24 protein-coding genes and 1 tRNA gene are annotated in these 26151 nt (G+C 70.2%); 9 read left to right on the top strand and 16 right to left on the bottom strand.

The annotated features are described in order from the left end of the window. Positions 1-2: 2 nt before the first annotated feature. The 3 genes from ACH4YL_RS16785 to ACH4YL_RS16775 all read right to left on the bottom strand — a co-directional run bounded on the left by ACH4YL_RS16785 (position 3) and on the right by ACH4YL_RS16775 (position 3200). Complete coding sequence (locus ACH4YL_RS16785; RefSeq protein ID WP_398508075.1) at positions 3-1040, bottom strand: sugar ABC transporter substrate-binding protein; 1038 nt, start codon at positions 1038-1040, stop codon at positions 3-5. Between the two features lie 67 nt (positions 1041-1107). Continuing rightward, positions 1108-1884 carry an SDR family NAD(P)-dependent oxidoreductase gene (locus tag ACH4YL_RS16780; RefSeq protein ID WP_398508074.1) on the bottom strand — a complete coding sequence of 259 codons (777 nt, stop codon included), beginning with the start codon at positions 1882-1884 and terminating at the stop codon, positions 1108-1110. Beyond that, positions 1881-3200, bottom strand: coding sequence for an enolase C-terminal domain-like protein (locus tag ACH4YL_RS16775; protein ID WP_398508073.1), 1320 nt, complete (start codon positions 3198-3200; stop codon positions 1881-1883). Before ACH4YL_RS16775 ends, ACH4YL_RS16780 begins: the two co-directional genes overlap by 4 nt. A gap of 256 nt (positions 3201-3456) precedes the next feature. Between ACH4YL_RS16775 and ACH4YL_RS16770 the strand changes: the two genes are divergently transcribed. Beyond that, a complete protein-coding gene (locus ACH4YL_RS16770; protein ID WP_398508072.1) occupies positions 3457-4506 on the top strand; it encodes a PAC2 family protein in 1050 nt (349 codons plus the stop codon). Between the two features lie 117 nt (positions 4507-4623). Here the strand turns inward: ACH4YL_RS16770 and ACH4YL_RS16765 are convergent, their stop codons facing one another. Continuing rightward, complete coding sequence (locus ACH4YL_RS16765; RefSeq protein ID WP_398508071.1) at positions 4624-5391, bottom strand: superoxide dismutase; 768 nt, start codon at positions 5389-5391, stop codon at positions 4624-4626. 458 nt (positions 5392-5849) lie between these two features. On the opposite strand from ACH4YL_RS16765, the gene ACH4YL_RS16760 reads away from it, so the two are divergent. Together ACH4YL_RS16760 and ACH4YL_RS16755 are read left to right on the top strand one after the other, a co-directional pair. After that, complete coding sequence (locus ACH4YL_RS16760; RefSeq protein WP_398508070.1) at positions 5850-7556, top strand: S8 family peptidase; 1707 nt, start codon at positions 5850-5852, stop codon at positions 7554-7556. Positions 7557-7580: 24 nt separating this feature from the next. Further along, on the top strand, positions 7581-8078 hold the full coding sequence (locus tag ACH4YL_RS16755; RefSeq protein WP_398508069.1) for a hypothetical protein: 498 nt from the start codon (positions 7581-7583) through the stop codon (positions 8076-8078). 80 nt (positions 8079-8158) lie between these two features. Here the strand turns inward: ACH4YL_RS16755 and mshC are convergent, their stop codons facing one another. The 4 genes from mshC to ACH4YL_RS16735 form a co-directional block, all read right to left on the bottom strand. Next, positions 8159-9388, bottom strand: a complete 1230-nt coding sequence (gene mshC, locus ACH4YL_RS16750) for a cysteine--1-D-myo-inosityl 2-amino-2-deoxy-alpha-D-glucopyranoside ligase (protein WP_398508068.1) — start codon at positions 9386-9388, stop codon at positions 8159-8161. Between the two features lie 119 nt (positions 9389-9507). After that, complete coding sequence (locus ACH4YL_RS16745; RefSeq protein ID WP_398508067.1) at positions 9508-10326, bottom strand: SCO1664 family protein; 819 nt, start codon at positions 10324-10326, stop codon at positions 9508-9510. After that, entirely contained in the window at positions 10290-10880 is a 591-nt protein-coding gene (locus ACH4YL_RS16740) for a DUF3090 domain-containing protein (RefSeq protein WP_398508066.1), read from the bottom strand. The genes ACH4YL_RS16745 and ACH4YL_RS16740 overlap by 37 nt, the downstream gene beginning before the upstream one ends. 96 nt (positions 10881-10976) lie before the next feature. Then, the gene (locus ACH4YL_RS16735; RefSeq protein WP_398508065.1) at positions 10977-11663 is read right to left on the bottom strand and encodes a histidine phosphatase family protein; all 687 of its coding nucleotides are present in this window, start codon (positions 11661-11663) and stop codon (positions 10977-10979) included. A 151-nt stretch (positions 11664-11814) separates the two neighbouring features. Here ACH4YL_RS16735 and corA point away from each other — a divergent pair, with 151 nt between their 5' ends. After that, complete coding sequence (gene corA, locus ACH4YL_RS16730; RefSeq protein ID WP_398508064.1) at positions 11815-12795, top strand: magnesium/cobalt transporter CorA; 981 nt, start codon at positions 11815-11817, stop codon at positions 12793-12795. An 11-nt stretch (positions 12796-12806) separates the two neighbouring features. Here corA and ACH4YL_RS16725 read toward each other — a convergent pair whose 3' ends face one another. Together ACH4YL_RS16725 and ACH4YL_RS16720 are read right to left on the bottom strand one after the other, a co-directional pair. After that, positions 12807-13592 carry a ferritin-like domain-containing protein gene (locus ACH4YL_RS16725; protein ID WP_398508063.1) on the bottom strand — a complete coding sequence of 262 codons (786 nt, stop codon included), beginning with the start codon at positions 13590-13592 and terminating at the stop codon, positions 12807-12809. Positions 13593-13876: 284 nt separating this feature from the next. Then, entirely contained in the window at positions 13877-14926 is a 1050-nt protein-coding gene (locus ACH4YL_RS16720; RefSeq protein ID WP_398508062.1) for an LLM class F420-dependent oxidoreductase, read from the bottom strand. Between the two features lie 130 nt (positions 14927-15056). On the opposite strand from ACH4YL_RS16720, the gene ACH4YL_RS16715 reads away from it, so the two are divergent. Then, complete coding sequence (locus ACH4YL_RS16715) at positions 15057-16040, top strand: aldo/keto reductase (protein WP_398508061.1); 984 nt, start codon at positions 15057-15059, stop codon at positions 16038-16040. Continuing rightward, a complete protein-coding gene (locus ACH4YL_RS16710) occupies positions 16025-18211 on the top strand; it encodes a helix-hairpin-helix domain-containing protein (protein WP_398508373.1) in 2187 nt (728 codons plus the stop codon). Before ACH4YL_RS16715 ends, ACH4YL_RS16710 begins: the two co-directional genes overlap by 16 nt. A 236-nt stretch (positions 18212-18447) precedes the next feature. Here the strand turns inward: ACH4YL_RS16710 and ACH4YL_RS16705 are convergent, their stop codons facing one another. Further along, positions 18448-19104, bottom strand: coding sequence for a hypothetical protein (locus tag ACH4YL_RS16705; RefSeq protein WP_398508060.1), 657 nt, complete (start codon positions 19102-19104; stop codon positions 18448-18450). A gap of 47 nt (positions 19105-19151) precedes the next feature. On the opposite strand from ACH4YL_RS16705, the gene ACH4YL_RS16700 reads away from it, so the two are divergent. Further along, entirely contained in the window at positions 19152-19340 is a 189-nt protein-coding gene (locus tag ACH4YL_RS16700) for a DUF5703 family protein (RefSeq protein ID WP_005319466.1), read from the top strand. Between the two features lie 78 nt (positions 19341-19418). Here ACH4YL_RS16700 and ACH4YL_RS16695 read toward each other — a convergent pair whose 3' ends face one another. The 3 genes from ACH4YL_RS16695 to ACH4YL_RS16685 all read right to left on the bottom strand — a co-directional run bounded on the left by ACH4YL_RS16695 (position 19419) and on the right by ACH4YL_RS16685 (position 22023). Then, the gene (locus ACH4YL_RS16695) at positions 19419-20150 is read right to left on the bottom strand and encodes a chaplin (protein ID WP_398508059.1); all 732 of its coding nucleotides are present in this window, start codon (positions 20148-20150) and stop codon (positions 19419-19421) included. Positions 20151-20297: 147 nt separating this feature from the next. After that, positions 20298-20531, bottom strand: a complete 234-nt coding sequence (gene chpH / locus ACH4YL_RS16690) for a chaplin ChpH (protein WP_398508058.1) — start codon at positions 20529-20531, stop codon at positions 20298-20300. Between the two features lie 166 nt (positions 20532-20697). Next, positions 20698-22023, bottom strand: coding sequence for a M20/M25/M40 family metallo-hydrolase (locus ACH4YL_RS16685; protein ID WP_398508057.1), 1326 nt, complete (start codon positions 22021-22023; stop codon positions 20698-20700). 184 nt (positions 22024-22207) lie between these two features. Between ACH4YL_RS16685 and ACH4YL_RS16680 the strand changes: the two genes are divergently transcribed. Both ACH4YL_RS16680 and ACH4YL_RS16675 read left to right on the top strand, forming a co-directional pair. Continuing rightward, positions 22208-22295, top strand: a tRNA-Leu gene (locus ACH4YL_RS16680). Positions 22296-22366: 71 nt separating this feature from the next. After that, positions 22367-23290, top strand: a complete 924-nt coding sequence (locus tag ACH4YL_RS16675) for an RluA family pseudouridine synthase (RefSeq protein WP_398508056.1) — start codon at positions 22367-22369, stop codon at positions 23288-23290. Here the strand turns inward: ACH4YL_RS16675 and ACH4YL_RS16670 are convergent, their stop codons facing one another. Together ACH4YL_RS16670 and ACH4YL_RS16665 are read right to left on the bottom strand one after the other, a co-directional pair. Then, complete coding sequence (locus tag ACH4YL_RS16670) at positions 23291-24376, bottom strand: S-(hydroxymethyl)mycothiol dehydrogenase (protein WP_398508055.1); 1086 nt, start codon at positions 24374-24376, stop codon at positions 23291-23293. It lies immediately after the preceding gene. 115 nt (positions 24377-24491) lie between these two features. After that, positions 24492-25952, bottom strand: coding sequence for an amino acid permease (locus ACH4YL_RS16665; protein WP_398508054.1), 1461 nt, complete (start codon positions 25950-25952; stop codon positions 24492-24494). Between the last annotated feature and the right edge of the window lie 199 nt (positions 25953-26151).

Raw genomic sequence — 26151 nt, 5'->3', positions numbered from 1 at the left:
GGCTAGCTCTTCTTCTCCAGCTGGTTGGCCCACAGCTTCGGGTCGTCCACGTTCTCCTTCGTCACCAGCGGCGCGGGCAGCTGGTCCTCGAACCCGTTCGGGATCTTGATGATGGTGGAGTCGTGGTCGGTCGGGCCCTCCTTGAAGGTCTTTCCTTCCAGGGCGGCCTTGGCGTAGAAGAGCGCGTACTTGGCGTACAGGTCGGCGGGCTGGGACACCGTGGCGTCGATCTTCCCGGCCTTGATGGCGTCCAGTTCCTCGGGGATGCCGTCGTTGGAGATGATCGTGATGTGGCCCGGTGTGCCCGGGGCCTTCAGCAGCTTCTTCTGCTCCAGCAGCGCCAGCGTGGGCTGCAGGAAGACGCCGCCGGCCTGCATGTAGATGCCGTTGATGTCGGGGTGGGCGGCGAGGGTGGACTGGAGCTTGGCGGACGCGACGTCGCCCTTCCAGTCGGTGGCCAGCTCGAAGACCCTGATGCCGGGGAAGTTCTTGTCCATGCAGGACTTGAAGGCCTCGGAACGGTCCCGGCCGTTGATGGAGGACAGGTCGCCCTGGAACTCCACGACCTTGCCCTTGCCCTTCAGCTGCTCGCCGAGGTACTGGCAGGCCTTCTCGCCGTACGCGCGGTTGTCGGCCCGGACCACCATGTAGACATCGCCCTTGTCGGGCCGGGTGTCAACGCTGATCACCGGGATCTTCTTCTCGCCCAGGGTCTGCAGCGACTCGGCTATCGCGCCGGTGTCCTGCGGGGCCATGACGACGGCCTTGGCGCCCTGGTCGGTGAAGGTCTGGACGTTGGCGACCAGCTTTCCGATGTCGTTCTGCGAGTTGGTCAGGGACAGCGCGTCGACCTCGCCGTCCTTGACGCCCTTTTCTATGTACTGCTGGTACGAGTTCCAGAAGTCGCTGTCGCTCCGGGGCAGATCGATGCCCACCTTGCCGTCGCCGGACGCGCTGTCCGACTCGCGGTTGCAGCCCGCGAGGGCCGTCACGGCCAGCAGCACCGCGCAGGCCGCGGCACTTGTCGTACGCACTCTCATTGGTGTCCCGTCCTTCGGTGGTGTCGGCTCAGGTGGCGCAAGTTCGTCGGGAGAGGGTTCGTGGTGCTCAGTCCGGCGGTCGCAGGCGCAGGCCCTGCATTCCGCCGTCGACCGCGAGTGCCGTGCCCGTGACGGCGGCCGCGGCGGGGCTGGCGAGATAAGCGACGGCCGCGGCGACCTCGGCCGCCGCGACGAGTCGCCCGGTGGGCTGGCGGGCCTCCAGTGCGGCGCGTTCGGCGGCGGGGTCGTCGGCCTTGTCGAGCAGTCGGCCGATCCACGGGGTGTCCGCGGTACCGGGGTTGACGCAGTTGACGCGGATGCCCTCGCGGACATGGTCGGCGGCCATGGCCAGGGTGAGGGAGAGGACCGCGCCCTTGCTGGCGCTGTACAGGGCGCGCTGCGGAAGTCCCGCGGTGGCGGCGATGGAACAGGTCTGCGTGATGGAGACACAGCCGGGCCGCTCGGTTGCCGCCGTGCGCAGATGGGGCAGTGCGTGCCGGGCGACGCGCACCATGCCGAGCACATTGATGTCGAGCACGCGCTGCCATTCGTCGTCCGGGTTGTCGGCGACGGTCCCGATCGCGCCGACGCCGGCGTTGGAGACGACGGTGTGCAGCGCGCCGAACTCCTCCGCCGCCCGGTCGACGGCCGCGCGCACAGCCGTGTCGTCGGTGACGTCCGCCTTGATCGCGAGGGCGCCCTCAGGCGCGCCCGCGGTCTCCCGGTCGAGCACGGCGACCCGTGCGCCGCGCTCCAGCAGCAAGCCGGCGACGGCGGCCCCGATCCCGGACGCGCCGCCGGTCACCAGCGCGGCAAGTCCTTCGAAGTCCCGTACGGCCGTCATGAGTTGACCTCCTCGGTGGTGCGGCGGGCCTGCCAGACGGGCCCTTCCGGATAGCGGTGGGCGGCGATCGACTCCGGGAGCATGCGGGCGGAGAATCCGGCCGCCCGCGGCGCGACATAGCGACCGGAGGAGACCACGGCCGGGTGGGTGAAGTGCTCATGGAGGTGGTCGACGTACTCGATGACGCGGTCCTCCCAACTGCCGGAGACGGCGACGTAGTCGAACATCGCGAGATGCTGGACGAGCTCGCACAGTCCTACCCCGCCGGCGTGCGGGCAGACCGGCACTCCGTACTTGGCGGCGAGCAGCAGGATCGCGATGTTCTCGTTGACGCCGGCGACGCGGGCCGCGTCGATCTGGACGAAGTCGACGGCCTCTGCCTGCAGCAGCTGTTTGAACACGACGCGGTTGGCGACATGTTCGCCGGTGGCGACCTTGACCGGCTGGCCCGCGCGTACGGCGGCGTGGCCGAGGATGTCGTCGGGGCTGGTCGGCTCCTCGATCCAGTGCGGTTCGTACGGCGCGAGTGCCGTCATCCAGCGCACCGCGTCGGCGACGTCCCAGCGCTGGTTGGCGTCGACCGCGATGCGGATCGAGGGTCCGACGGCGGCGCGGGCGAGCTTCATCCGCCGCACGTCGTCGTCGATGTCGCCGCCGACCTTCAGCTTGATCTGGCCGAACCCGTCGGCGACGGCCTCCTTGGCCAGCCGGACCAGCTTCTCGTCGGAGTAGCCGAGCCAGCCGGGCGAGGTGGTGTACGCGGGATAGCCCTGCTCGCGCAGGCGCTCGGCCCGCTCGGCCCGGCCGGGTTCGGCGGCGCGCACAATGGCCAGCGCGTCGTCCGGGGTGAGCGCGTCGGTGAGGTAGCGGAAGTCGACGAGCGAGACCAGCTCTTCGGGCGTCATCGCCGCGAGGAACTCCCAGACCGGCAGCCCGGCACGCTTGGCCGCCAGGTCCCAGGCGGCGTTGACGACCGCACCGGCCGCCATGTGCATCACGCCCTTCTCCGGGCCGAGCCAGCGCAGCTGCGAGTCATGCGTGAGATCGATGTGGAGCGCGGCGAGGTCGGCTGCCGTACGGGGCTCGGGCCGTCCGATCACATACGGCCGCAGGGCCTCGATGGCGGCCGCGGTCACCTCGTTGCCGCGGCCGATGGTGAAGCAGAAGCCGTGGCCCTCCGCGCCGTCGTCCGTGCGCAGCACGACATAGGCGGCGGAGTAGTCGGGGTCCGGGTTCATGGCGTCGGAGCCGTCGAGCTGTTCCGAGGTGGGGAAGCGGATGTCGTGAACCTCGAACCCCGTGACGCTCTGACTCATGCACGCACCCCCGTGGGAAGAACATCGGACCTCTGTCGGTCATCCGATGTATAGCGCCGTCAACACGTCACCGTCCAGGGTCGGGACAAAATTTCTCGTACACAGCTCGGATGAATCGAGCGCTGAGTGCGCTGGTCGAGTGGCTCAAGCGCCGTCTTGCCGAAGTTCACCCGGCCGTGCAAGGGGGCTGCGGCCGGACACCCCGTAAGCCGTAAGGTTGGGGCGTACGAAAGGGAACTTCGGAAGGAGGCACTGGGTGATCGAGCTCGAGGGGGTACCCGAGCTGATCGACCCGGTCATGGTGGCCGCGTTCGAGGGCTGGAACGACGCCGGCGACGCCGCCTCCACCGCGGTCGCTCACCTGGACCGGGAATGGAAGGGCGAGGTGTTCGCGGCGCTCGACGCCGAGGACTACTACGACTTCCAGGTCAACCGGCCCACGGTGTGGCTGGACGGCGGAGTACGGAAGATCACCTGGCCCACCACCCGGCTCTCCGTGGTCCGCATCGGCGGCGAAAAGCCGCGCGACCTGGTGCTGGTGCGCGGCATCGAGCCGTCCATGCGCTGGCGCTCGTTCTGCAACGAGATCCTCGGCTTCGCCCATGAACTGGGCGTGGAGATGGTGGTGATCCTGGGCGCGCTGCTCGGCGACACTCCGCACACCAGGCCCGTCCCGGTCAGCGGCATCACCTCGGACTCGGATCTCGCCAGGACCATGGATCTCGAGGAGACCAGGTACGAGGGGCCGACCGGCATCGTCGGCATCCTCCAGGAGGCGTGCACGCACGCGGGTGTGCCGGCCGTGAGCCTGTGGGCGGCGGTGCCGCACTATGTGTCGCAGCCGCCCAACCCCAAGGCCACGCTGGCGCTGCTCAACCGGCTCGAGGACCTGATCGGCCTGCGCATTCCGCTGGGCGAACTGCCCGAGGACGCGCGGGCCTGGCAGCTCGGTGTCGACCAACTGGCCGCCGAGGACAGCGAAGTGGCGGAATACGTCCAGACGCTGGAGGAGGCGCGGGACACCGCTGAGCTTCCGGAGGCTACCGGCGAGGCCATCGCCCGCGAATTCGAACGGTATCTGCGGCGACGGGACGGCGGTCCCGGCCCTGGCGCCACCGGCCCCGGGGGCGTTCCGGGACTTGCCACCGACGGCGGCGAGGGCAGCTCGTATCTGCGGGACACCACCAGCGGACGCACCCGGCCGCCGAAGCCGCCGCGCCCGGAGCCCGAGGCCGGCGAGAGCGGGCCGGACAACGATGCCGAGGGCGTCGAAGGCGGCGACGAGGAAGATTCCTCGGAGGACTGAGGCGGACAAGGCATGAAACGGGGCGGCGCCGGACGGGCGCCGCCCCCTTTCGTTCGCAGCCGTCAGCCGTCAGGCAGTTGGACCGTCAGGCAGTCGGGCCGTTGGGCAGATGTGGTCTCAGCGGATCTGGTCCACCGCGACCGCGTTGTACGTCGTGTCCGGCGTCGGCTCCACATTGAAACGGGCGTTGGGCAGATAGAGGCGCTTGCCCCAGGCCGCCACCGTCGTCGGGATCTGGAAGCGCGGATCGGTGATGCGGGCGATCGCCGTGCCCCTCGTTCCCTCGTCGTTGAGCAGCAGCACATCGATCGCGTTCTGCTGCTGCTGTACGACATAGAGGATGCGGCCGAGCAGCAGCAGGCCGTCCCCGTTGGGCAGCAGGGTGTCGCCGATGTCCACGCGGGTCGCGGCGCCGGTGCGCGGGTCGACCCGGAACAACGAGCCGCCGCCGGCAAAGCCGTTGACCACCAGCAGGGCGCGGCCGTCCGGAGTGCGCGCGATGCCGTTGGCACTGAAGTCCGGGCCCTGCTCCCACTCCCCGCTGAGCGGGAGCGTCGTGACCTTGTCACCGGGCTCGTCCTGCCGGCCGAGCGGCAGCCGGTAGAGCTGCGCCTGGAAAGAGTCCGTGAACCAGGCGGCGCCCGGAGTGAGGACCACATCGTTGATGAAGGTGGTGCCCGAACGGACCGCGTAGGTCTTCAGCAGCTCTCCGGAACGGACATCGGCGACGCGTATCTCTCCGCTGGCGCCGCCGCTCAGGAACAGCCGCCGTTCGCGGCGGTCGATTTTCAGCCCGATCACGGGATGGTCGGCGCCGCCGCCCTGGCTGATGACGCGTCCCCGGCCGGTGGCCAGGCTCGCTCGGTACACCGAGCCGTTCGCCATCGATCCGAAGTAGGCGTACGGACTCGATCCAATGGTGATGCCCTCGGGTTGAAAGCCATTCGGGTGCGGGAATTGCGTAGGCCATCTCGCAGCGGTGGTTTCGGCCGCGTGGGCGACCGAGCCAAGAGGGGACAGAAACGCCGCGCCGCCGAGGGCCGCGACCGCCCCGAGAACTCTTCGACGTGCGAAGGAGCGTTGCATTGACCGTCCTTCCGACAGGTGTTCAGCATTCGTTCTGCATTCGCCCTCACCCCAGCACACGCCAGGCTGCTCTGCAGTGTTTGGCCTAATTGCGGCGTGACATCGTCTTCCAGCCGAATTGCACCGGCTTCCCATTCAGCTTGATTTCAAACGCATTTCGCGCAAGCGGGGTGGACGGGTTGCGGAGTCGGTAGCAGGGTGGCGACCGGCACGACAGGAGACACGGAGCACGGCACCCGAAGGGAGCGGTCATAGCGATGACCGATCAGTCACTCCCAGGTCAGAGCCCCGGAACTGCGGGCCCTGGACCCGATGGAGCTGGATTTACCTACCAAGGAGCCGAGCCGGAGCTGATCGTCGTCGCGCGGGCCGAGGCCCGGCTGCGCGCCGACACCGAGGGCGTACGGTCGGCATCCGGTGCGGACATCTCCGCACTGAACATGTTCCTCAGCGATGAACAGCTGGCGCTGGAACCGGTGTTCGGCAACGAGGAGCGGACGCCCGACCTCTCGCTCTTCTACCGCGTACGCGGCGGCGGAGACCGCACCCGGGAGCTGACCGCGCGGCTCGCCGCGCTGCCCGGGATCGAGACGGCGTACGTCAAGCCCGGCGCCGTACCCGCGCGCACCGCCCCACGGGACTCCCGTCCCGAGGAGGCCAAGCGGCTGAAGGAAGGCACGCCCGAGACCCCCGACTTCACCGGCCGGCAAGGCTATCTGGGTCCCGCGCCCGAAGGCGTGGACGCCCTCTGGGCCTGGCAGCGGCCGGGCGGCTCGGGTCTCGGCGTCACCGTCGTCGACGTCGAGGGCGCATGGCAGCTGGGGCACGAGGATCTGGCGGACAGACTCGCCGGCGTCGTCGTCGGCTCTCCCATCCAGGATGTTGCCTGGCGCAACCACGGCACGGCGGTCCTCGGTGTGATCGGCGGCGACCGCGACGAGAAGGGGATCACCGGCATCGCCCCGGACGCGGTGACCGCGGCGGCGTCGTTCCAGGGCATCGGCACCGCCGCGGCGATCCACGCCGCCGCCGAGCGCCTCTCGCCCGGCGACATCCTGCTGGTCGAACTCCACCGCCCCGGGCCGCGGTTCGAGTTCGAGCCCCGGGACGACCAGCGCGGCTTCATCGCGCTGGAGTGGTGGCCGGACGACTTCGCGGCGATCCGCCGGGCCACAGCGAAGGGCGTGGTGGTGGTGGAGGCGGCGGGCAATGGCGCGGAGAGCCTGGACGACGCCGTGTACGAGCGCAGGCCGGACGAGTTCCCGGAGTGGTGGCGCAACCCGTTCAACCCGTCGAACCAGTCCTCGAGGGCCGTACTCGTAGGAGCGGGCGCTCCCCCGCCCGGGACGCACGGCCGCGACCACGGTCCGGACCGCGCGCGGCTGGCGTTCTCCAACTACGGGGCGCGGATCGACGCCCAGGGCTGGGGCCGGGAGGTCACCACGACCGGCGGCTTCTGGGACCGGCCGGGCGACCTCCAGGGAGGCGCGGAGGAGATCGCCTGGTACACGGACACGTTCTCGGGCACCTCCTCCGCGTCACCGGTCGTCGTCGGCGCGCTGGCGTGTCTCCAAGGCATCCTCAAGGCCGGGGAGTTGGCCCCGATGAGCCCCGAGGTGGCGCGTGACGTGCTGCGCAGGACCGGCTCACCGCAGCAGGACGCACCGGGCCGGCCCGCCTCGCAGCGGATCGGCAACCGCCCCGACATCAAGGCGGCGGTCAGGCACCTGCTGCCGGCGCCCGTCGGCGCCGGCCGGGCGGAGCGCTACTGGGACGAGTTGGTGCCCTACCCCCGTGAACTTCCGCCGCGGCTGCGGCTGTTCGTGGCCGGCGCATGGCGGAACCTCAACCAGCCGGCCCCCGAAATCCGCCAGGCGGTCCACGCCGCCTTCGCGGGCGGACGACCGGATGTTCGCGTCTGGTACGCCGACGACGAGGTCGTCGGCCTGGTCGTATCAGGATGAGTCGAAAGGGAAGGTGAAAGAGGCATGAGCACCACCCCGCAGATGAACCCGGGCACCATGCAGTACGCACAACAGCAGTACGGGCAGCAGCAGTACGGGCAGCAGCAGGGCGCGACCACGGCCCCGCCCTCGCAGCCGGTCCAGCAGCAGGGCCAGTACCCGCTCGCCCAGGAGCTCCAGCAGCTCGGTCAGCAGCAGCCGTACCAGCAGCTGCTCCAGCAGCTCGGCCAGCAGGCACAGCAGGCACAGCAGGCACAGCAGCCTCTGATGCTGCCGAGCGCGGTCGACAGCCAGGCCGTCACCAGCGGTATCGCGACAAAGTTCTGGGACGTCGTCACACCGCTGCCCGGCCAGCCGTCGATCCTGTACCTGTTCATCGACAACGGCTGGCGCCGGCTGGTGAACCCGAACGCGGTGACGCATGACCAGGTCCAGGAGGCCTTCGCCTTCGGGCAGCAGGTCATCGGCTTCTACGAGACGACGAACGACATCATACAGGCCGTCATCGTGAACAAGCAGTAGCGGCAGTCAGCAGAACAACTCCCGCACAGAGGGCGCCGGGTGGGCAGAGACCCGCCCGGCGCCCGCTCATGCTTCCGGGGTTACAGCGCCACGCCGAGCAGCGCGTCGACCGCGCGCGACACGACGCCGGGCGCGCCTTCCTCCGTACCGCCGTCGGACTCCTGGAGCGCGGCCCAGCGGTCGACTGCGGCGAGTGCGGACGGAGCGTCGAGGTCGTTCGCGAGGGCGTCGCGGATCTCCTCGACCAGCGCGTCGGCGGACGGCCCGTCGGGCCGAGACACCGCCGCCCGCCAGCGGTGCAGCCGCTCCACCGCGTCCTCGAGCACCTGGTCGGTCCACTCCCAGTCGGCGCGGTAGTGGTGCGAGAGCAGCGCGAGCCGGATGGCGACGGGGTCGACGCCGTCGCGGCGCAGCTTGGAGACGAAGACGAGATTGCCCTTGGACTTGGACATCTTCTCGCCGTTCAGCGCGACCATGCCGGAGTGCACATACGCCTTGGCGAAGGGGTGCTTGCCGGTGAGGGCCTGGGCGTGCGAAGCGCCCATCTCGTGGTGCGGGAAGGCGAGATCGGAGCCGCCGCCCTGTACGTCGAAGCCCATGCCGAGGTGGTCCAGCGCGATGGCCACGCACTCGATGTGCCAGCCGGGCCGGCCGCGCCCGAGGCTGCCGCCGTCCCAACTCGGCTCGCCCTCACGGGCTGCCATCCACAGCATCGGGTCGAGCGGGTTCTTCTTGCCGGGCCGCTCGGGGTCGCCGCCGCGCTCCGCGGAGAGCGCCTTCATGACCTCCACGTCGTAGTTGGAGACCTCGCCGAAGTGCGGGTCGGCCTCGACGGAGAAGTACACGTCGCCGTCGAGCTCGTACGCCGCGCCGGCGTCCCGGAGCCGCTCGACGAGCGGCACGATGCCGGGTATCGCCTCGACGGCGCCGATGTAGTGCTGCGGCGGAAGCATCCGCAGCGCGGTCATGTCCTCACGGAACAGTGCGGTCTCGCGCTCGGCGAGCTCGGTCCAGTCCTGTCCGTCGCGTACGGCCCGCTCGAGGAGTGGGTCGTCGACGTCGGTCACGTTCTGGACGTAGTGAACCTGCCGCTTGGTGTCGAGCCACACGCGCTGAACGAGGTCGAACGCGTTGTAGGTCGCCGCGTGACCCATGTGGGTCGCGTCGTACGGAGTGATGCCGCAGACGTAGATACGGGCGACGGGACCGGGGTCGAGGGTCACCGGACCATCGGTCGAAGTGTCGTGGATCCGGAGGTCGCGGCCCTTGCCAGGCAGGGCGGGGACCTCAGAAGCGGGCCAGGCATGCATGCCTTGAGCCTAACCGGACGCCAGTTCCGCATACGAACCGGATCACGCCACCCGGCCGGTTCGACGCTCTTGCAAAAGGCCGGGCGGCTGTGCGTGCCCGCGGTCGGACAGCACCTGGCTCACACCGGCGGCCAGGGGATCGCGGGCCACTCGCCCGACGGGGCCGGGTGCAGACCCGAGCCCCGCAGACCCGCGACCCGGGACCGCACCGCCGACAGCTCGGCCGGAGTGATCAGTTCCGCCAGTCGGGTGGCCAGCGGCTCGCCATCGGCCAGGGCGTCGGCCAGCGACGCGAGGACGGTCAGCGCCTGCGGCGGCAGCGGCTCGCCCGCCCAACCCCACAGCAGCGTCCGCAGCTTGTCGTCCACGTTGAAGGTGACGCCGTGGTCGATCGCGTAGAGATGCCCGTCCGCGGTCGGCAGCAGATGCCCGCCCTTCCGGTCACCGTTGTTGATCACCGCGTCCAGCACGGCCAGCTGCCGCAGCCGCTCGTCGTCCGCATGGACCAGCAGCGCCGTACGCCCCTCGCCCACCTCCGCGAAGCCGACCGCCTTCCAGCCGTCGCCCGGCTCCTCGTCCTCGACGAGCGCCAGCAGCGACGCCGACGGGTCCGCCTCGATCCAGAGCTGGACCATGCCCTCGCCGTACGGGCCGTCCCGCAGGACGGTCGGCGGCACCAGGCCCCAGCCGGTCGCCTCGGAGATCTCGTACGCCGCCAGCTCGCGCTGCGCCAGCGTCCCGTCCGGGAAGTCCCACAGCGGCCGCTCCCCGGCGATCGGCTTGTAGACGCAGGACGCCTGCTCGCCCTCGTACGCGACGGAGCCGAACAGCACCGCGTTGGACGCCTCGCGGACCCGGCCGCGCACGCTCAGCTCGCCCTTGACGAGCAGCTCCAGGGACGTCAGGCTCCCCGGCGGTATCCGTTCTGGCGCGGGCATACATGTCCTTCCGGATCGAGCGGCAGGCTGCACAGCGGGCACGGCGGACGGCCGGCGTTCACCACGTCCAGCGCGCGCTTGGCGAAGGCCCTGGCCTGCGCCCCGGTCAGCCGTACGCGCAGCATCGGCGGACCGTTCTCCTCGTCCTGCAGCAGCCGTTCCTCGGCCTCCGCGAGATCCTCCTCGGAGTCCGCGTCCAGCTCCACCAGCGCCTGAGCCTCGACGATCATGCGCTGTTCCTCGCCGTCCCACGCCAGCGCCATCGTGCCGACCCGGAACTCCTCCTCGACCGGCGCGTCCAGCGGCGCGGTGTCGGCGACATCGGCGGGCGCGACCGCCGGCACCGGCGCGTTGCCACCGGTCCGGCGCACGACCTCGTCAAGCAGCTCGTCGATCCGTTCGGCGAGCGCGGCCACCTGGGTCTTCTCCAGCGCGACGCTGGTGGTCCGCCCTGAGGCGGAGGCCTGCAGGAAGAACGTACGGCGTCCAGGCAGCCCGACCGTACCGGCCACGAAGCGGTCCGGCGGATCGTAGAGGAACACCTGACGGGACACGTTCTGTCTCCCTCTGAATCAAAGGAACGGGCGGTATCGACTGGGGTGGGGCGGGCACACGGGTTTTCGGCCCGTCCACCCTACTGCGCGCGGCGATCACGGAGCGCCCGCGCCGCCTCCTACAACAGCCGTCCCGTCTCCACCGTTCCCGCGCGGCGCCAGCGAGCCGAACTCCCCGGTGTCGCCGAGGCGGAGCACGAAGGGCCGGGTGCGGGTGTAGCGGATCGCGGTCACGGAACACGGTTCCACATGGATGCGCTGGAACACGTCCAGGTGCATGCCCAGCGCGTCCGCCACCAGTGCCTTGATGATGTCTCCGTGCGAGCACATCACATAGGCGGCGTCCTCGCCGTGCGCCGCCTCGATGCGCGCGTTCCAGTCGCGTACGGCGTCCACCGCCCGGGCCTGCATGGCCCGCATCGACTCGCCGCCGGGGAACACGGCCGCGGACGGATGCTGCTGCACGACCTGCATCAGCGGCTCGTCGGCGAGCTCCTTGAGCTTGCGTCCCGACCAGTCGCCGTAGTGGCACTCGCCGATCCGCTCGTCCGTCTTCAGCTCGAGACCGGGCCGGGCGTCCAGCAGCGGTTGCAGCGTCTGCACACAGCGCTCCAGAGGGCTGCTGACCACGGCGGCGAGCGGCACCTCGGCGATGCGCGCGGGCAGCGCGGCCGCCTGCGCGGCGCCGCGCTCGTCGAGATGGACGCCGGGCGTCCAGCCGGCGAGCACGCCGGCGGTGTTCGCGGTGGAGCGTCCGTGTCGTACGAGGATCAGCGTGGCCATGCCCGCCAGCCTAGAGCCTGTCTTTCGGATCAGGCCGATCAGTGAACGTGCGCAGCAGGGCACGCGAGCCCGGCAGGATCCGAAGGACAGGCCCTCAAGCCGACGTGCGCCCGGGGGTGCGTTCGGGCCGCAGGCGCGAAAGAATGCGGCCGTGATCGTGGACTGCGCCATCTACCGCGGAGGGCGCCGGACCGAGGGCCCGGCGGACTTCTCGGATGCGCTGGCCGAGGCACGGGCCACCGGCGACGCCTTCCTCTGGATCGGCCTCTACGAGCCGACCGAGAAGGAGTTCGACCATGTCTCCGCGGAGTTCGGACTGCACCCGCTGGCGGTGGAGGACGCACTCAACGCCCACCAGCGGCCCAAGCTCGAGGTGTACGACGACTCGCTGTTCATGGTGCTCAAGCCGGTGGTGTACGAGCCGGAGAGCGACGCGGTCACCACCGACGAGCTGATGGTCTTCATCGGCGACTCGTTCGTGGTGACGGTCCGGCACGGCAAGAGCTCGCCGCTGCACGCCGTGCGGCTGCGTCTGGAGGCCGAGCCGGAGGTCCTCAAGCACGGCCCCACGGCGGTGCTGTACGCGATCAGTGACGCGGTGGTCGACCACTACATCGATGTCGTCGGCGAGCTCCAGGCGGACCTGGAGGAGCTGGAGACCGAGGTTTTCGCGCCGGTCGGCGACGCGCGCAACAGCGCGGTGCGGATCTACACCTTCAAGCGGCAGGTGCTGGAGTTCCGCCGCGCCGCCGGGCCGCTGGCGGCTCCGATGGCCCGGCTCGCGAGCGCGGCGGTGCCGTTCGTCCATGAGCACTCGCAGCCGTTCTTCCGGGACGTCAACGACCATCTGACGCGAGCGAACGAGCAGGTGGAGGGCTTGGACCGGCTGCTGTCGGACGTCCTGGCCGCCCATCTCGCGCAGATGGGCGTGCGGCAGAACGACGACGTACGCAAGATCTCGGCGTGGGCGGCCATGATCGCTGTCCCGACGATGGTCGCGGGAATCTACGGCATGAACTTCGAGCACATGCCGGAGCTGCGCTGGGTGTGGGCGTATCCGGCCGTGGTGGCGCTGATGGCCGGCGTGGTCTACGGCCTGTTCAGGCAGTTCAAGCGCCGCGGCTGGCTGTAGCGGCGCTCGGTTCAGAAGGCGGGTGCGGCGGTGGGCGGCCCGTCGAGCGCGCCGCGCCGCGTCGGCATCGTCAGGCTGACCATCCGGTGCCAGCCGCCGAACCGCTCGTAGCCGTACATCCCGTGGATGCCCGCGGTGAGCAGCGCGGACTTCGCCTTGGGCCACTCCAGCAGCCGGCCCATGTGGCCCATCACTGCGAGGCTGACGTCGCGGTAGACCTTGATCTCGGCGAGCGCGCTCTCGCGCAGGGTCTGTTGGATGACACGGCCGTGACCCGCGCCGGCGAGCGCGAGCAGCTCTTCGTGGCAGTACGCGAGGTGGTTGTCCTCGTCGTTGCAGATCATCCTGATCGCCTTGCCGACCTCGGGGTGGTCACCGAAGTGCTTCACCAGCATGTCCATCTGGTCGGCGGCCCGCTGCTCGGTGACGCGGCTGTGCGACAGGTAGACGACGATGTCCTCCTCGGTCAGGGGCTCGTCGCGGCGCAGCTTCTCGTGGGTGAGTCCGATCCCGTGCTGCTCGAGCAGCATGGTGTAGTCGGTCTCGGGCGGGACGGGGACGGGTTCGAGACCGCGCTTGTTGAGCAGGGCGTTGAAGAGCCTGCCGTGCTTGTCCTCGTCGGCGCCGTGCCGGGTGATCTTCGGCGCGAGGGCCCGCATGCTCTCGGGCACGAGGGCGGCGATCCGGCCGTTCTCCCAGCCGCCTTGCTCCTCACCGCTGGCCGCGATGGAGCAGAACAGCTGGAAGGAATCGTCGTTGTCGATGATTTCCTGGAAAAGACCGCGTGCAGAGAGCATCACTGCCACCTCCTGAAGGCATCCGCAAAGAACGAGTCAAATGCCGTACGGGAGGCGGGGCAACATCTGGGTCGTACAACTCCGCCGAACGGAGGACAACGGAGCTCGACAGGAGCTCGACAGGAGAGGCGGCTGAGGCAGTAACCGACCGGTGCGATGCGGCGTTGTGTACGTGACGGCCGTGGCGGGGAAGACCCCCGAGCCCCCACCACGGCCGCAGGCTTTTCCGGACAGGACCTGGCTGGGGCCGGACAGGACCCGGAGCCTGATCCGGACGACAGGCCCTAGGCCAGCCCGGCGCGCTCCAGGGCCTCCGTACCCGCCCGCAGCGCGGTCAGCCGCTCGTCGAGCGTGAACCCGGCCGGTGCCAGCGTCAGCGTCGTGACCCCCGCCGCGGCGTACGCCTGCATCCGCTCGGCGATCCGCTCCACGGAGCCGAGCAGCGTGGTCGAGTCGATCAGCTGGTGCGGGACCGCGGCCGCCGCGCCCTCCTTGTCGCCGGACAGGTACTTGTCCTGGATCTCGACGGCTTCCTTCTCGTAACCCATGCGCTGCGCAAGCTGGTTGTAGAAATTCTGCTTGCGGCTGCCCATGCCGCCGACGTAGAGCGCGGTGTACGGACGGAACATGTCGGCGAGTCCTTTGACGTCGTCGCCGACGGCCAGCGGCACGGTCGGGCAGACGTCGAAGCCCTCCATCGTCTTGCCGGCCTTCTCGCGGCCCGCGCGCAGATGCCGGATCGCGGTGTCCTCGAGGTGGTCGGCGGAGGGGAAGATCAGCAGCGCGCCGTCCGCGATCTCACCGGTCTGCTCAAGGTTCTTGGGGCCGATGGCGGCGATGTAGAGCGGGATGTGCTCGCGCTTGGGGTGGACGGTGAGCTTGATCGGCTTGCCCGGGCCGCCCGGCAGCGGCAGCGTCCAGTGCTCGCCCTCGAACGACAGGCGCTCGCGGGACATCGCCCGGCGGACGATCTCCACGTACTCGCGGGTGCGGGAGAGCGGCTTGTCGAACTTGACGCCGTACCAGCCTTCGGAGACCTGCGGTCCCGAGACGCCGAGGCCGAGGCGGAACCGGCCGTCGGAGAGCGAGTCGAGGGTGGCGGCCGTCATCGCGGTCATCGCGGCCTGACGGGCCGGGATCTGCAGGATCGCCGAGCCGACGTCGATGCGCTCGGTGTGGGCGGCGACCCAGGCGAGCACGGTCGGCGCGTCGGAGCCGTACGCCTCCGCGGCCCAGCAGACGTCGTAGCCGAGCTGATCGGCCTCCTTGGCGACGGCGAGATTGTCGCTGTCCATGCCCGCGCCCCAGTAGCCGAGGTTGATGCCCAGCCGCATAACCGCTCCCTCTTACTGATCAGTAACGTCACTGTTCCGCCGACCCTAGCGCGCGTTCGCGCGATCCGTCAGGGGGAGGTTGTCCACAGGCTCTCTCCGGGTGGGCCCATGGCCAGTAATCTCAGCGCCCATGGAGCAGAGGCATCTCGGCCGTACCGGCCTGCGCGTGTCCCGGATCGGGCTCGGCACCCTGACATGGGGCCGGGACACCGATGAACACGACGCCGCCGACCAGTTGAAGGCGTTCTGGGACGCGGGCGGGACGCTGGTCGACACCGCCGATGTGTACGGCGGCGGGGATGCGGAGTATCTGCTCGGGCAGCTCGTGGAGCGGCTGGTGCCGCGGCGCGATCTGGTGATCGCGACGAAGGCCGGCAGCGTGCCCGATCCGGACCGGCGATTCGACGGCTCGCGCGGGCATCTGCTCTCGGCGCTGGACGCCTCGCTGGAGCGGCTCGGCACGGACTATGTCGACCTGTGGCAGGTCCATGCCTTCGATCCCGGTACGCCGCTGGAGGAGACGCTTCAGGCGCTGGACATCGCGGTGAGCAGCGGGCGGGCGCGCTATGCGGGCGTGTCGAACTTCTGCGGCTGGCAGCTGGCGAAGGCGGCGACCTGGCAGCTGGCTTCGCCGGGTGTGCGCACCCGTATCGCGAGCACGCAGATGGAGTACTCCTTGCTGCAAAGGGGAGTTGAGCGCGAGGTGCTGCCCGCCGCGGTCGACCTGGGCGTGGGGCTGCTGCCTTCGTCGCCGCTCGGCCGCGGGGTGCTGACGGGCAAGTACCGGCATGCGACTCCGGCCGATTCGCGGGGCGCGTCGGACCAGTTGGCGCCGTTCGTCGAGCCCTATCTCGACGAGGCGGCGAGCCGCATCGTGGACGCGGTGGTGACGGCCGCGGACGGTCTTGCGGCGACGGCACTCCAGGTCGCGCTGGCCTGGGTGCGGGACAGGCCCGGCGTGGTGGCCCCGATCATCGGCGCGCGCAACGCGCAGCAGCTCACGGCCGCATTGTCAGTGGAGGCGCTTACTCTTCCTGACGAGATCTGCCGGGCGCTCGACGATGTGTCCGCGCCGATACACCGCTATCCCGACCAGGACTGGAGCACGCTGTGACTGAGCCCGAGGCCGAGGGCGCCGCCGCGCCCGCACCGGACGCGGAGGGCGCTGCCGCGCCCGAGAGCCCGGACGCCGTCGGGCCGGACGCGCCCGAGGCCACCGCGGCCGAGGCCGAGGCCGAGTCCCCGGACGCCACCGATCCGGACGGGTCCGACGGCGCGAAGGCGGAAGGCGACGAGAAGGCCGGTGAGCTGTCCGAGGCCGAGGCCGAGATCGCCGCGCAGCGCGAGTTGCGGGCCAGGATCGAGCAGCGCAAGGCCGAGAAGGCCGCGCCCATCGAAGCGGGCGCGAAGCTGAGCGGCACGGCCGCCGATCTGCTCGCGGCCGTACGGGCCGTGGAGAGCGGCGAGAAGTCGGGCACCGCGTTCTTCGACTCACCGGCGCCCGCTCCCCGGCGGCCCGCGGCGTCGTCGGCCGAGCCCGTGCGGCCGCGGATCGAGCAGCCGGGGACACCGCGGCCGACCGCGCCGGAGACCGTCGAGGCCGTACGGACGGTGCTCGCCGAAGGCGGTGCGCCCGAGGCGCTGGCGGCGCAGGTCGCCGACGCGCTCGGCGCGATGGCCGCGGAGCTGCTGCGGGAGGATCCCTGGCAGCTGCTGTCCGTGCCCGGAGTGCGGCCCGAGCAGGCCGACGGATTCGCCCGGGCGCTGCTCGGCGACGAGTGCGGCCCGGGTGACGAGCGCCGGACGGCGGGGCTGGTGACCTGGCAGCTGGAGCGCGCGGCGCTGCAAGGGCACACGGCGCTGGAGTCCTCGGCCGTACGGGCCGCGCTGGCGGAGCGTTCGGTGCCGGATCCGGACGGCGCGCTGCAACAGGCCATTGCCGATGGCGCGGTTCTCGTCTTCCAGGACGGCGTCCAGGAAGACATGCAGGACGAGACCGCCGAGTCCGAGGAAGGCCAGGAGGACGAGAAGGAGTCCGAGCAGCCGGCGGTGCCGGTGCTGCTGGGGCTCGACCGGTACGCACTCGCGGAGGAGAGCCTCGCGGACGGCCTCGCGCGGCTGGCCAAGACCGGCGCCGACGCCAGGTGGGAGGCGGCCGAGGCGACCGAGCTGGTCCGTGCCGTCGCCGCCAGTGGCCTGGTGACCCACACCGGCGGCGAGGCGGCGCGCGCCGAGCCCGCGGCGCTCGCCCGGGCCGCCGGCGCACTGGGCATGCGTGCGGTGGTCGCGGTGCACAGCGGAACGCGAAGCACCGACGCCGAAACGGTCACCGTCGCCGGGCTGCTGTCCGGTGCCGAGGGGCCCGGCCGGGACGCGGACGGGGCGTTCGCGCTCGACCTGCTGGTCGTGCTGGACGCGCCGCAGCTCGATGTGGAGACTGCGGCCATGCTCGTCGAGTCGATGCCGGACGGCAGCCGGCTGGTGCTGAGCGGCGACCCGGGACTGCTGGGTTCGGCGGGCGCGGGCCGGGTGTTCGGCGATGTGCTGGCCGCCCGTGTGTGTCCGCAGATCGCCTCGCGCACGCCCGACCCCGGCCCGATCGGTGAGCTGGTCTCGGGCATCGGCATCGGCGAGCTGAACCAGGTGGAGGCGCCCGGCAAGGAGGTCGTCATCGTCCCGGTGCGCGACGCGGGCGAGGCGGTGCACCGCGCCGTGCAGCTGGTCGCCGACTCGGTGCCGCGGGCGATCGGCGTGCCGACCGAGCAGACCCAGGTGATCACCGTGGGCCACGGCGGCTCCGCCGGCACCCGCGCGCTCAACGCGGCACTCAAGGAACGGCTGAACGCCGGACCCGGCCGGTTCGGCGGCTTCGACCCGGGCGACCGCGTCGCCTACGCACCGTCGCCCGGCCGCACGGTCCCCGGGACCGTCGTCTCGGCGGACGCGGACGGCCTGCACCTCGACTGCGCGGGCACGCCGGTCGTCGTCCCGAAGGAGCGCGTCGAATCGGCGGTCCGCCACGGCTGGGCCATGACGGCGCACCAGGCGGCCGGGATGCGCTGGCCCGCGGTGGTCGTGGTGCTGCCCGGCGACGCGGCGCAGGGTCTGAGCCGGCCGTGGGTGTACACCGCCTTCAGCCGCGGCGAGCGTCATCTGTCCGTGGTGCACGGCGTGGACCAGGCGCTGCCGCGCGCGGTCGCCGCCGTCCCAGGCCAGGACCGTACGACCCGGCTGCGCCCCCTCCTCGAAGGCCTGCTCGCACCGGTGCCGCACCCCGCGCCCTGACACGACGCGGCGGCGCGCACGGGACGCTTCCCGTGCGCACCGCCGCGTAGGGAGTGTCCGCAAAGTATCGCCGTCCGCCCGGAGGGCGGGGCATGCGGCGTCCGGTGCGTGCGATCGCAAGGCGCCGGTGCGCCCTCGTAGCGGAGCTACTTGGGCGTATCGGCAACGCAGCGAGCGTGCGTGCAGGGCGTCGCATGCCAGGCGAGACGTTGCGGACACGACCTAGGCCTGGGCCGTCAGGCCGTGGAGTCCAGGTCGTCGAGGTCCTCGTCCAGCTCGTCCTCGTCGAAGACCGAGCTCACGTCGAAACGGCACACGACCCGCTGCGGATCCGCCTGGTCGAACGGCGTGCTGAGCCACTCCCCCGGCTCCGGAAGCTCGTCGGCCGCCGACACCCAGAGCGTGGAGTCGCCCTCCTCCAGACCGAATTCTTTGTGCCGGGAGGCGATTTCATCCGGTTCGTACTCACCGAAGAGCACCCCGAGCGCCGCATGCACGCTCGTACCGACGAGGGAACCATTCTCCTGCCCGTCCTCGTCCGGGTCGACGGCGGCGATGCGCTGTGCCTGCGCGAGCAACCGCGGGGGTTCGACCACCGCGTAGTCCCGCCGGATGAGCACGCTGAGCGCGTTCGGTTCCTCCGGCCCTTCGTACGGCGGCAGCGAATCGTCCGCGCCCGGGATCTCGAAGGGCGTGACCTCGTCGTAGCGGTCGTAGAGGCGTTCGTCGTACGCCTCCGCTGCGGCGGCGAGAACGTTGAACGCGTCATACACGGCCGGGTCGTCCTCACCCGTACGGTTCTCGACCGCCTCGAGGTGACGGTCCAGTGCGGCCTTGACCGCCTCGGCGGCGGCACGTACCTCGTCGGCGGTTGGCTGCGCAGCATCAGACATAGTGCAGACGCTATCCGTACAGGGGCTCTGCCCGCACAATAGATGCGATGCCGGAATACGAATTTGTCGACGTGTACGTGCCGCGCGGGGTCTCCCGCAAGGAAGCGACCCGTCTGCTGACCGACCATGCCGAGTACGGACACTGGGAGTTGGACCGACTGAGTCTGCACCGGGACGGGAGCCGCAGAGTGCGGCTGCGCCGGCGCATCATTCGTCAGGTGCGCGCCACCTGGTGAGCAGGAAGTGACGGAGCGGGCCCCGCGATCGCGGGGCCCGCTCCGTTTTGTGCGGTTTTACTGAGGATTGCCCAGCCGTTACGCGGCGGCGCGGGCGCGGCGGTACAGAACCGCTCCCGCCAGCAGCAGACCCGCGCCCGCCGGGACGATCAGGCCGAGCGGACCGGAGCCGGTCTGCGCGAGCTCATCGGTGGCCATGGGCGGAATGACGGACTGCGCCCCCGGAGCGTTCTGCTCGTCCGGGGTCAGAGGCCCACCAGGGGTCCCCGGAACACCGGGGTGTCCCGGGTTTCCGGGCTGATCCGGATTCCCGGGGTTGCCCGGCTCCTCGGGATGCCCAGGATTTCCGGGCGGAGTGTGGGCGCCCGAGTCATTGGCGCATTCATTGCCCATGGCCGGATTGCCGAGGCCGCCGATGGTGACCGCGTTCCCGCAGGCGTTCACGGGGACGTCGATCGGAGCCTGGACGTTATTGCCCGAGCCCACTCCCGGAGAGTTGCTCGTGGATCCGCCGGCGTGCGAGCCGCCGCCCGGCTTGCCGTGCCCGGAGTTGCCGTGCCCGGAGTCGGACTTGTTGGCACAGCCGTTGCCGAACGCGGGATTGAGCAGCGCGACGACATTCACGGTGTTCCCGCACACGTTCACGGGAACGTTGACGGGCACCTGCACGTTGTTTCCGGACAGGACGCCCGGCGAATTGGAGGCCGTTCCGGCCGCCCCAGAGTCCGCGTGCGCGTAGCCGCCGCCGAGAGCGAGAACGCCGCCCGCGGCCGCCATGGTGATCAGGCCTTTTCGAGTGACCTGTCGCATAGGTTGATTCCCTGCCTTCCAGCTTCAGGAAATACGTCCGGGGGCGCTGTGCCCGGGGACGGAATGCCCGACGGCCCCGGAGGGCATGGCGCGCACTCCGGGACCGCCAGGGTTCAAACCCAAACCCTTATGGGTCGAGTCACAACATCAGTCGTTGATGCAGACGTTGCCGAAGGCGGGGTTCAGCAGCCCGATCACGGAGACCGTGTTGCCGCATACGTTCACCGGCACGTGGACGGGCACCTGAATGACGTTTCCGGAGAGCACGCCGGGAGAGTGCACAGCAGCACCCTGGGCACCCGCGTCAGCCATGGCCACACCAGCACTCGCGAGCACCAGACCACCGGTGGCAGCCGCAGCAGCGACGACCTTCTTGATCATTATTCCTCCTTGTTGGCAATGCGGTCCCAGCCGCGGACCGCATCACCTGTAACGAGGAGGAGGCAGCGGGGCTACGAGCCCGATGTTCCTTTCACTCTTTTCAGTCAAGTGCGCACGTACTGACGATTATTGGAGTTTCGTTTCAGCGAACCTCACCCGATATGGTTCACGACCCGTCGATGAACCGGTCAAGGACACGGACCCCGAACTTCAGCCCGTCGACCGGAACTCGCTCGTCCACCCCGTGGAACATTCCCGCGAAATCCAGCTCCGGCGGCAGCTTGAGCGGTGCGAAGCCGAAGCAGCGGATGCCGAGATCGTCGAAGGACTTGGCGTCGGTGCCGCCTGAGAGCATGTACGGAACGGCCCGCGCGATCGGGTCCTCGGCCTTGAGCGCGATCTGCATCGCGTCGACCAGGTCTCCGTCGAAGCTGGTCTCCAGCGCCTTGTCGCCGTGCACGTCCTCGCGCCTGACCCGCGGGCCGAGCAGCCGATCGATGTCGGCCAGGAACTCCTCCTCGTACCCGGGCAGGAAGCGTCCGTCGACATGGGCGGTCGCCTGGCCGGGGATCACATTCACCTTGTAGCCGGCGCCGAGCATGGTCGGGGCCGCGGAGTTGCGCAGGGTCGCGCCGATCATCTTGGCGATGCCGCCCAGCTTGGCGAGCGTCGCGTCCATGTCCTCCGGGTCGAGCGGTGTGCCGAGCGCGTCGGAGAGCTCGTCGAGGAAGCCCCGTACGGTCTTGGTCATCCGCACCGGCCACTTGTGGCGGCCGAGCCGGCCGACGGCCTCGCAGAGCTCGGTGATCGCGTTGTCGTTGTTGGTCATCGACCCGTGTCCGGCGGTGCCGTCCACGGTCAGGCGCATCCAGTGCATGCCCTTCTGCGCCGTCTCGACGAGATAGAGCCGCAGATTCTCGTTGACGGTGAAGGAGAAGCCGCCGACCTCGCCGACGGCCTCCGTGACGCCCTCGAACAGGTCGGGGTGCTTGTCGACGAGATGCCGCGCGCCGTAGGTGCCGCCGGCCTCCTCGTCGGCGAGGAAGGCCAGCACGATGTCGCGCGGAGGCTTGCGGCCGCTGCGCATCCTGTCGCGTACGACGGCGAGCGTCATCGCGTCCATGTCCTTCATGTCGACCGCGCCGCGGCCCCAGACGCAGTCGTCCGCGATCTCGCCGGAGAAGGGGTCGTGGGTCCAGTCGGCGGCGTTGGCCGGTACGACGTCGAGATGGCCGTGGATGAGCAGCGCGGGCCGGGACGGGTCCTCGCCCTCGATCCGGGCCACCGTCGACGCGCGGCCCTTGTGGGACTCGAGGATCTGCGGCTCGAGCCCGACCTCGGCGAGCTTCTCCGCCACGTACTCCGCCGCGGCCCGCTCCCCCGGTCCCGAGTGATCCCCGTAGTTGCTGGTGTCGATCCGGATCAGCTCACGGCAGAGGTCGACGACCTCGTCCTCGCCCGAGACGGTACGGGCCGTGTTCGACTCGCTCACGCTGATTCCTCCCACTGTCGCTGCTGGTGGTTCCCCCTCATCCTCCCGCGACCGGCCCCGGACCCCAAGGGCGACTGCCCGCCGTCATGCGGCCGTCACACGTCCGGGGCGTGATCGGGCACAGCCGAATGTTTGCTATGGTTTTCCACGTCGGAACGGCCCAGGGCCGCGCGACAGACACCTGGTCCGGGTGGCGGAATGGCAGACGCGCTAGCTTGAGGTGCTAGTGCCCTTTATCGGGCGTGGGGGTTCAAGTCCCCCCTCGGACACCAGCAAGATCCCCACGGAAATCCGTGGGGATCTTTTCGTTCACCCCGCACACAGTCACGTCGGTGAGACGCACATGAGACGCAGACGCAAGGCCCCGCCGTCGCCGCTCCCCCAGCGCGACGGGATCGACCCGGTTCGGGTGCGGCTGCCGGCCGATCCCGAGGGCGCGTGGGCGACGGTCCGCGATCATCTTGTGGCCCGGTACGCCGACGCGATCGGGGCCGAGCAGGTCGACGCCATGTTCCAGCAGGGGCGGTTCGTCTCCGCGGACGGTCCTGTCGCCGCCGACGAGCCGTACGGCGAGGGCCGGTATCTCTGGTTCCACCGGGACTTCGCGCCCGAGGACCGCGTTCCGTTCGAGGTCGGGATCATCCATCGCGACGAGCGGCTGGTGATCGCGGACAAGCCGCACTTCCTCGCCACCACGCCGCGCGGGCGGCACATCACCGAGACCGCGCTGGCCAGACTGCGCCGTGAGCTGGGGCTGCCACAGTTGCAGCCGGCCCACCGGCTCGACCGGCTGACCGCGGGGCTCGCGCTGTTCGTCGTGCGGCCCGGTGACCGGGGCGCGTATCAGACCATGTTCCGGGACCGGCTGGTGCGCAAGGAGTACGAGGCGGTGGCGGCGTACGACCCGGCCGTGCGGCTGCCGGTGACCGTGCGCAGCCGGATCGTGAAGGAGCGCGGAGTGCTGGCCGCGCGGGAGGAGCCCGGCGAGCCGAACAGCGAGAGCCGGATCGAACTGCTCGGCCACCGCGCCGGGCTCGGCCGGTACCGGCTGTCGCCGGCCACCGGCCGCACCCATCAGCTGCGGGTCCATATGAACAGCCTCGGCCTGCCGCTGCTGAACGATCCGCTCTATCCGGTCGTCCTTCAGCCGGGACCGGACGACTACGCGCGGCCCCTTCAACTCCTCGCGAAGGTGCTGGAGTTCACCGATCCGGTGACGGGCGAGCCGTACCGCTTCGAGAGCCGGCTGCGGCTCACCGCCTGGTGATCACAGCTGCACCACCGAGCGCAGCACATCGCCCTCGTGCATCCGGGCGAAGGCCTTCTCGATGTCGCCGAGTCCGATGGTCTCGGTGACAAACGCGCCGAGGTCGATCCGGCCCTGCTGGTGGAGGTCGATCAGCATCGGGAAGTCCCGGGACGGCAGGCAGTCGCCGTACCAGGAGGACTTGAGCGCGCCGCCGCGGCCGAAGACGTCGAGGAGCGGCAGTTCCAGCTTCATCTCCGGGGTCGGGACGCCGACGAGGACGACGGTGCCCGCCAGGTCGCGGGCGTAGAAGGCCTGTTGGTAGGTCTCCGGGCGGCCGACCGCCTCGATGACGACATCCGCGCCGAAACCTCCGGTGAGTTCGCGAATGGCCTCGACGGGGTCGGTGGAGCGGGAGTTGACGGTGTGCGTGGCGCCCATCGTCTTCGCCGTCCGGAGCTTGCGGTCGTCGATGTCGACGGCGATGATCCGGGCCGCGCCCGCGAGGCGCGCGCCGACGACCGCCGCGTCCCCGACGCCGCCGCAGCCGATGACGGCGACGGAGTCACCGCGGCCGACGTTGCCGGTGTTGATGGCCGCGCCGATGCCCGCCATCACTCCGCAGCCGAGCAGTCCGGCGACGGCCGCCGAGACCTCTGGGTCGACCTTGGTGCACTGGCCCGCCGCGACCAGCGTCTTCTCGGCGAAGGCCCCGATTCCGAGCGCCGGCGAGAGCTCCGTCCCGTCGGTCAGTGTCATCTTCTGCCGCGCGTTGTGGGTGTCGAAGCAGTACCACGGGCGGCCGCGCAGACATGCGCGACAACGGCCGCACACGGCACGCCAGTTGAGTACGACGAAGTCTCCCGGCGCGACATCGGTGACGTCCGCGCCGACCGACTCGACCACGCCCGCGGCCTCATGGCCCAGCAGGAAGGGGAAGTCGTCGTTGATCCCGCCCTGCTTGTAGTGCAGGTCGGTGTGGCAGACCCCGCACGCCTGCACCTTCACCACGGCCTCGCCCGGACCGGGGTCGGGCACGACGATGGTCTCCACCCGCACCGGCTCGTTCTTTCCGGGTGCGATCACGCCTTGCACCTGCTGCGACATCGAAAACCTGCCCTTCGTCCGCACGTCGGTCGATGACCACTATGGACGGACATCGGCAGCAGGCGAAGGGCCCCGCCGGAAAGATCCCGCGGGGCCCGTTCCAAGACGAAAGACCCTAGGCGTCCCGGCGCTCGGCCTCGATGGCGCTCACCCGGCCGCGGACCACGAACCAGCCGCCGACCAGCGCCGCCGCGATCAGCGGCAGGAACATCACGGTCGTACGGCCCACGCCGCCGCCCCACCACATCAGGAAGACCACGCTGGCGAGGAAGAACAGCGTGACGATCTGGGTGTACGGAGCCCACGGCAGCCGGTAGGAGGGGCGGGTGACCCGGCCGTCCTGCGCGCGGTGCCAGAACAGCAGCGAGCAGAGCATGATCATGCCCCAGGTGCCGAGAATGCCGATCGAGGCGAAGTTCAGCACGATCTCGAAGGCCTGGCCGGGCACGACGTAGTTGAGCGCGACGCCGAGGACGCCGAAGCCCGCGGTCAGCAGGATGCCGCCGTAAGGCACCTGGCCCTTGTTCATCCGGCCGGTGAACTTCGGCGCAGAGCCCGACAGGGCCATCGAGCGCAGGATGCGGCCGGTGGAGTAGAGGCCGGAGTTCAGGCTGGACAGGGCCGCGGTCAGCACCACGAGGTTCATCACGCCGGCCGCGCCCGGCACGCCGAGCTTGTCCATGACGGTGACGAAGGGGCTCTGGTCCGCGGAGTACGCGGTGTACGGGAGGATCAGCGCGAGCAGCACCACCGAGCCGACGTAGAACAGACCCACGCGCCACATGATCGAGTTGATCGCCTTGGGCATGATCTTCTCGGGGTTCTCGGTCTCGCCGGCGGCGACGCCGCACAGTTCGACGGAGGCGTACGCGAAGACGACGCCCTGGATCACCAGCAGCATCGGCAGCATGCCCATGGGGAAGATGCCGCCGCCGTCGGTGATGGTGGAGAAGCCGGGCGTGTGACCGTCGACCGGGTGCTGCGTGACGACCAGGAAGATGCCGACGAGCATGAAGGCGACCAGCGCGGCGACCTTGATGATCGCGAACCAGAACTCCATCTCGCCGAAGTACTTCACCGAGATGAGGTTGGCGGTCAGGACGACGGCGAGCGCGATCAGCGCGAGGACCCACTGCGGGATGTCGCTGAACATGGCCCAGAAGTGGGCGTAGGTGGCGGCCGCGGTGATGTCGGCGATCGCGGTGGTCGACCAGTTGAGGAAGTAGAGCCAGCCGGCCGCGAAGGCGCCCTTCTCGCCCATGAACTCGCGTGCGTACGAGACGAACGCGCCGGAGGAGGGGCGGTAGAGGACCAGTTCGCCGAGCGCGCGGACGACGAAGAAGGCGAACACGCCGCAGACCGCATAGGCGATGGCGAGCGAGGGGCCCGCGCCCGCCATCCGGCCGCCTGCGCCGAGGAAGAGGCCGGTGCCTATCGCTCCGCCGATCGCGATCATGTTGATATGGCGGGACTTGAGGTCCTTGCTGTATCCGGCGTCGCCGGCGTCCACGTGGGGGGAGCTTGTCGCCGGCGCTGCGGCGCCGAGCTTTTCGGCCGCGGTGGTGCGGTCACTCATGGAGGAGTTTCGCCTTCGTGAGGGGGTGTGCGGTCTCGGCCGTAGCCGGTGAGGGGGTGGTCACCTGGGCATGGCCCGACGGCACATACTCACGGCAACCCTGCGATTCTGGCAGTGGCCAAGGTCACGCAGGGATAGATCTGAGGTGTTTCAGAGGTTACGGCGCAGTAAGCAAGGTCATCGCCGAGTACGCCAATCG

The organism is Streptomyces sp. NPDC020681, assembly GCF_044334895.1.
Classification (GTDB): domain Bacteria; phylum Actinomycetota; class Actinomycetes; order Streptomycetales; family Streptomycetaceae; genus Streptomyces.
The sequence above is the reverse complement of the archived record's forward strand: the minus strand, read 5'-3'. Positions and strand labels throughout refer to the sequence as shown.

Bases quoted from the DNA above. Each gene is read 5' to 3' on its own strand.
- ACH4YL_RS16785 (WP_398508075.1), bottom strand. From the start codon at position 1,040: ATGAGAGTGCGTACGACAAGTGCCGCGGCCTGCGCGGTGCTGCTGGCC.
- ACH4YL_RS16780 (WP_398508074.1), bottom strand. From the start codon at position 1,884: ATGACGGCCGTACGGGACTTCGAAGGACTTGCCGCGCTGGTGACCGGC.
- ACH4YL_RS16775 (WP_398508073.1), bottom strand. From the start codon at position 3,200: ATGAGTCAGAGCGTCACGGGGTTCGAGGTTCACGACATCCGCTTCCCC.
- ACH4YL_RS16765 (WP_398508071.1), bottom strand. From the start codon at position 5,391: ATGGCGAACGGCTCGGTGTACCGAGCGAGCCTGGCCACCGGCCGGGGA.
- ACH4YL_RS16760 (WP_398508070.1), top strand. From the start codon at position 5,850: ATGACCGATCAGTCACTCCCAGGTCAGAGCCCCGGAACTGCGGGCCCT.
- ACH4YL_RS16755 (WP_398508069.1), top strand. From the start codon at position 7,581: ATGAGCACCACCCCGCAGATGAACCCGGGCACCATGCAGTACGCACAA.
- mshC (WP_398508068.1), bottom strand. From the start codon at position 9,388: ATGCATGCCTGGCCCGCTTCTGAGGTCCCCGCCCTGCCTGGCAAGGGC.
- ACH4YL_RS16745 (WP_398508067.1), bottom strand. From the start codon at position 10,326: ATGCCCGCGCCAGAACGGATACCGCCGGGGAGCCTGACGTCCCTGGAG.
- ACH4YL_RS16735 (WP_398508065.1), bottom strand. From the start codon at position 11,663: ATGGCCACGCTGATCCTCGTACGACACGGACGCTCCACCGCGAACACC.
- ACH4YL_RS16725 (WP_398508063.1), bottom strand. From the start codon at position 13,592: ATGCTCTCTGCACGCGGTCTTTTCCAGGAAATCATCGACAACGACGAT.
- ACH4YL_RS16720 (WP_398508062.1), bottom strand. From the start codon at position 14,926: ATGCGGCTGGGCATCAACCTCGGCTACTGGGGCGCGGGCATGGACAGC.
- ACH4YL_RS16715 (WP_398508061.1), top strand. From the start codon at position 15,057: ATGGAGCAGAGGCATCTCGGCCGTACCGGCCTGCGCGTGTCCCGGATC.
- ACH4YL_RS16705 (WP_398508060.1), bottom strand. From the start codon at position 19,104: ATGTCTGATGCTGCGCAGCCAACCGCCGACGAGGTACGTGCCGCCGCC.
- ACH4YL_RS16700 (WP_005319466.1), top strand. From the start codon at position 19,152: ATGCCGGAATACGAATTTGTCGACGTGTACGTGCCGCGCGGGGTCTCC.
- ACH4YL_RS16695 (WP_398508059.1), bottom strand. From the start codon at position 20,150: ATGCGACAGGTCACTCGAAAAGGCCTGATCACCATGGCGGCCGCGGGC.
- chpH (WP_398508058.1), bottom strand. From the start codon at position 20,531: ATGATCAAGAAGGTCGTCGCTGCTGCGGCTGCCACCGGTGGTCTGGTG.
- ACH4YL_RS16675 (WP_398508056.1), top strand. From the start codon at position 22,367: ATGAGACGCAGACGCAAGGCCCCGCCGTCGCCGCTCCCCCAGCGCGAC.
- ACH4YL_RS16670 (WP_398508055.1), bottom strand. From the start codon at position 24,376: ATGTCGCAGCAGGTGCAAGGCGTGATCGCACCCGGAAAGAACGAGCCG.
- ACH4YL_RS16665 (WP_398508054.1), bottom strand. From the start codon at position 25,952: ATGAGTGACCGCACCACCGCGGCCGAAAAGCTCGGCGCCGCAGCGCCG.